2 protein-coding genes are annotated in these 4,843 nt (G+C 39.5%); both read right to left on the reverse strand.

The genetic code is table 11. The features are described 5' to 3' along the window. The coding region (locus AC1DWN_RS28115; RefSeq protein WP_477562185.1) for a glycoside hydrolase domain-containing protein at window positions 1-3,859 on the reverse strand (3,859 nt) is incomplete at its 3' end. Between the two features lie 255 nt (window positions 3,860-4,114). Further along, window positions 4,115-4,843: sensor histidine kinase (locus tag AC1DWN_RS28120; protein ID WP_477562186.1), on the reverse strand; the 729-nt coding region annotated here is incomplete at its 5' end.

A 4,843-nucleotide genomic window follows, 5' to 3' on the forward strand; every position in this document is an offset into this window, starting at 1 on the left:
CATCAATGACGAGCTTCCCTCCTTCTAAAACATTTGCAATTTCAAGTTCATTAATTTCATAGTAAGCAGGTACTTCGTAAAGTCGTCCACCATGAACCTTAACTTGCATTTCAGTGATGTCTTTTTGGCCTAATATTGGCAACTTCTCATGACGGTAAGATCCCGTTTTTTCTAAATTGATGTCATTATACATAGGCCAAAATAAAGTGTCTCCATTTTCTGTCCAAACTTGACTGTCATTCATCAGTTGAACCCATGTATCGTCCTTCTTCACGCTTATCGATAGCATCGACGGTATATGGTCCAACGCTCCGGCCGGTACGACAATGTCTATAAAATTAAAGCTCTGAGGTTCATCCCACTTAATCGTATAGGTATGAGGGAATTTAAATTCTGGCACTGAATCGTAGTTACCGTAAGTCAAGGCTGTCTCATAATTATCGTCAATAAGATTATCTACTACCGCTTCTACCACTGGTGGTTTATCCAAAATAATCGATGAAGCTTTGCTCGCAAGATTATTAATCCTCTTGATTGAGATCTTATATTCTTTGACAGTTCCTTCATCGCCAATGACTTTTACATCTAATGTGCTTATGCCTTCAGGAACCGTAACTATAGCTTTTTGATTTGGTTTTGCAGTCACACCATTGAACGACAGCTCTCCATAATTATTTTTCATCGTTGATGTAATCGCTATTTTATTCGTATCGCTACCCAGATTGAGTGAATAGATTTTAATGCTAGGATCAAATGAGAAATCAATGAGCTCTCCACTGTTTGCATCATTCATATTTAATCCAGTCAACGCGACTTCTCTTGTGATCTCTAAATCTTTTAGTTCTCCATTATCAGGAAGGTTGTAAATCTCAAGCTCGTATAGAGCATACATACTCCATGTTGTGTAATAAGCATCGTTAATCTGTATTCTCAATTTCTTCACACCTTCAACAGCCGGTATGTTCGCATACGTATATTCAATCACACCATCATCTTTGCTGCTCTTCCAAACGACAGGTATGTGCTCGGATATTTTTGACCAAGTTGACCCATCTTTAGAAACCTCAATGTCTATATCATTAATCCCCTGTAAGAGACCTGACATATTTGCCATGACTATTGTGTTAAAGGCTTGCGGTGTATCCCATGAAAGAACAATCTCATGCGGGAAGGGATGCGTGCCGATATAGTCACGCTGACTCGCAAACATACTGCCATAACTACCATCTACCATCTTCTCAGGACTATAGTCCTCGCCCTCACGTGCTGCCGTTGCGGTGATTGAGGAATAGTTTCTAGCCAAGTTGGATTCGACATTGTTTACATTGCCCTTAAGAAAATGTAACGTGTATACTTTCGTAGTTACTTCATCACTGGCTGTTGACTGTATGCGTATCGAACTTTTGCCTATCGGGATAGTAGCTGAGAGCACCTGGTTGCTATCCGCGTTTATATCGTTAATCTTAAGTGTTCCCTTTTCATCTGTTTGCCGAAGTCCAATGGAAATTTTATCTACATTTGAAGGAATCACAAACTGATAATCAGTAATCTTACTGTTAAAATTAAAATTCKTTACATTGGAAATATCCAAGCTTTTCAGAGATGCATCGTAAAGGATTTGCCCTTCATACATCTGTACCCGAAAAGCGTCAATATAAAGGTTTTTGTTTTCTAGATTTACAACCTTAATGGTGTGCTGCCCTTTTGGAAGATTGCGATTACTGTAAATGGTGAAGTAATCATGCTGTACCAGCTCATAAGCATCTAAAATTACTGGCTCATCCTCGTCAATATATACAGCCAATCTCCCCGCCCCGTTATTTTTCTCAACAACAAGGTCAATTCCCGTGCCGCTAAATTGATATTCCACTGCAGCATTAGCTGATACCGTAGATTTAACACCGTCCTGATACGCATATTGTCTGCTCTTGTTATACCAACTGCCTGTATATTTGAGATCGCTATTACTGCTGTCGGCCATATATGTCATTGGAATTTCTTGGCCCGCATAGGGGCTAGTCGCAAAAGATATTTCTCCGACATCTTCACCTGCTGCCGCTTTTACCAAGTAATCATGAAGCGTCTTGATGTATTCAGGGTCAAGCGTATATTTTCTTGGATCGTCCGGACTTACTGCGCTGTCGGCGATAAGCTTCGCAAATTCCTTATCCGTTTCTTTGATTTTGAACATCAGCTCGTAATCCTCAATGCCATCCCTTTGAGCTTCATAACGCAGCGAGCTTTTGACTCCCATATTTTTCGTATCTGGATAGACAATAGCGGAATCACCACCCCACGGCCCTACATACCATGCGTTCCACGCCCAATGCAAAGCACCTTGGACACCATCTTGGCTTAAATTCCAGAACAATAATCTGCCCGTTAAAGTGGGCTGGGTCCAAAACCGGTTCAACCATGGAGGYGTATTTACCTCACAGGTATAAACCCACATATCTTTGCCCACCAATTGCTCCGCTTTGTACAGCTCTTTCTTCTCTTGGAAAGCAGGTGTTAGTGGAACCCATACGTCTACATAAGGCTTGCTGCCTTCGGCCATCAGAATACCGTTTGGATCTGCGTCCATCGTTTTAAACTTAGGCGCAACCTCTTTAATTTTTCTGGCCACATATGTCCAGAAATTCTTTTGGCTATCTGTGATAGGCTCATCTAAGATATGTTGGTACCATGTGAGGTCCTTATCCTTCCACTCTTCTTTTTCTTGCACATGCTTACTAAGAGCAGTCAAATAATTAGTAAGAAATGCATCTGTTACTGGTAATTCTTTAGGAACTCCTGTTTTCCACATATCGGCTGATAGATGTTCTTCCTTAGGCATGTACTTTAGTTGTCTGATCAAATGAATATTAGCAAAATCAGTAACACCCTTATCAATAAAAGTTTGAACATATTTATCAAACATCGACCAGTCAATATTATCAGGAATACCAGTTTCGAATTTTTTAAGATCAGTTCCTGTCGCATTCAGTAAGAGGTCTGTTCGTATCCATATCATATTCTGTCTGTAGTCCGTCATTGTTTTGGYGTAATTCTCCATTAGTTTGAACCATTTATCACTGTAAGTCTTCACTCCATAATAGTACTCTCCTACGTCATATCCCTTCTCATTAACTCCTGAACCGTATTGATACCCATCCGACATAAAACCATTGGTCATGGACCATTGATAATTGACGAAATTAGCTTCCGAGGTTTTAGGGATTTCAACATCTGCAACTTCAACATGAATAGGTACTATGTAGTCTCCTAGAGTTGTCTTTATATTAACTGTACCGCTATAAGTTCCAGGCGCAGTTGGTGTAGGAACATAGTTAGTAATAAAAATGGGTTGAGTTGAATTGGCTTTTACTTGCATGGATACTTCGTTGGATAGCGGATCAGGCATCTCAGATTCTGGATAGATAGGCATCCCCTCTCTATCCGGAAAGATATAATTCGCTTTAATCTTATCCGTTAATCCATATTCTACAAAATGATAAGCTAGATTGCTTTCAGCTATTATTTCATTTGATGCTGATACCAGGTCTGAGAATTCAACTTTGGAAATTTCAAAAGCTTCATTACTTCTAACTGCAATTATAGCGCTTTCATATTCGTTTTTGGCTGACACTAAGGAAATGTTTTGGATTGGTTCCGCGGGAATAGTACTGGTTCTATACACCGTTTTCAACGAGTTGACCAYCCAGAAGTCAACCATGTCATTGGCAACATCACTAGCAATGTCACTAGCCACACCACTATCCCCATTACTTTCGGAGCCACTATCCGCATGAGCAGGTAGAGACGCGACGGACAAGAAAAGACTCAAGATAAGAATTATACTTAACATTTTTCTTCTCATTATTAGACCTCACTTTCATTATTCAAAAGTTTGTCATCCTTATTTCTTTCTCCGTCCGCCTCTCTTTCTCATTAATAAATTCTCCGTTTAGCCATTTACAACGCTTTGAATCGTGCTTCTTTTAGTCATTGCCTCTAGTTTTATTGTAGTAGCATCGGAAACTTCAAGACATAACAAATATTTTCGAAATATAACAGAATTCAATGGAACAAGAAAAAAAAGACCAATGAGAGTAACCTCGTTGATCTCCTTCTATTACGCTTGGTTTTTTTGATGATTGTACTTTGGGATTTTAACGGTGACGGTCGTCCCTTCTCCAACACTACTCTCTATAGACAAACCATATTCCTCACCAAAAAAGAGCTTGAGTCTATCTCTTACATTTTTCAATCCATAGCCATGTCCCTCTTGTACAAGTAACCGATCAATACCCTCTTTCTCTATTCCCACTCCATTGTCTGCGACATCGAAGAGAATATTTTCACCTATGATATAAGCCTTCATTCCTAACTTGCCTCTACCTTCTCGCAGCTGATCAATGCCATGTCCAATCGCATTTTCTACAATCGGTTGTAAAATAAGATGAATCATATCGTACTGGAATACGCTCTCATCTACCTCGTACACAACATCAAAACCAGCGTTATGCATAGCAGATTGGATATGAATATAAGCTTGAATATTCGTCCATTCATCCTGGATGGAAATCACCTGTTGACCTTTGTTAAGAGTCGTTCTATAAAATTTAGACAATTGATTGACTAGATGACTAATTTCCATCGCGTCCATACGAATCGCTTTTGAATTAATGAGAGAAAGTGTGTTATAGAGAAAATGGGGATTTATTTGTGCTTGAAGCGCTTTTAGTTCAGCTTCCTTTTGAATATATTTTGCCTGATAAACCTCGTCAATAAGCTGATTGATTCTCATGAGCATAGAACCGAATCTCCGTGTAAGCTGACCGATCTCATCCTTTGAATAGGC

This window comes from Paenibacillus sp. P4_A7, from assembly GCF_056402455.1.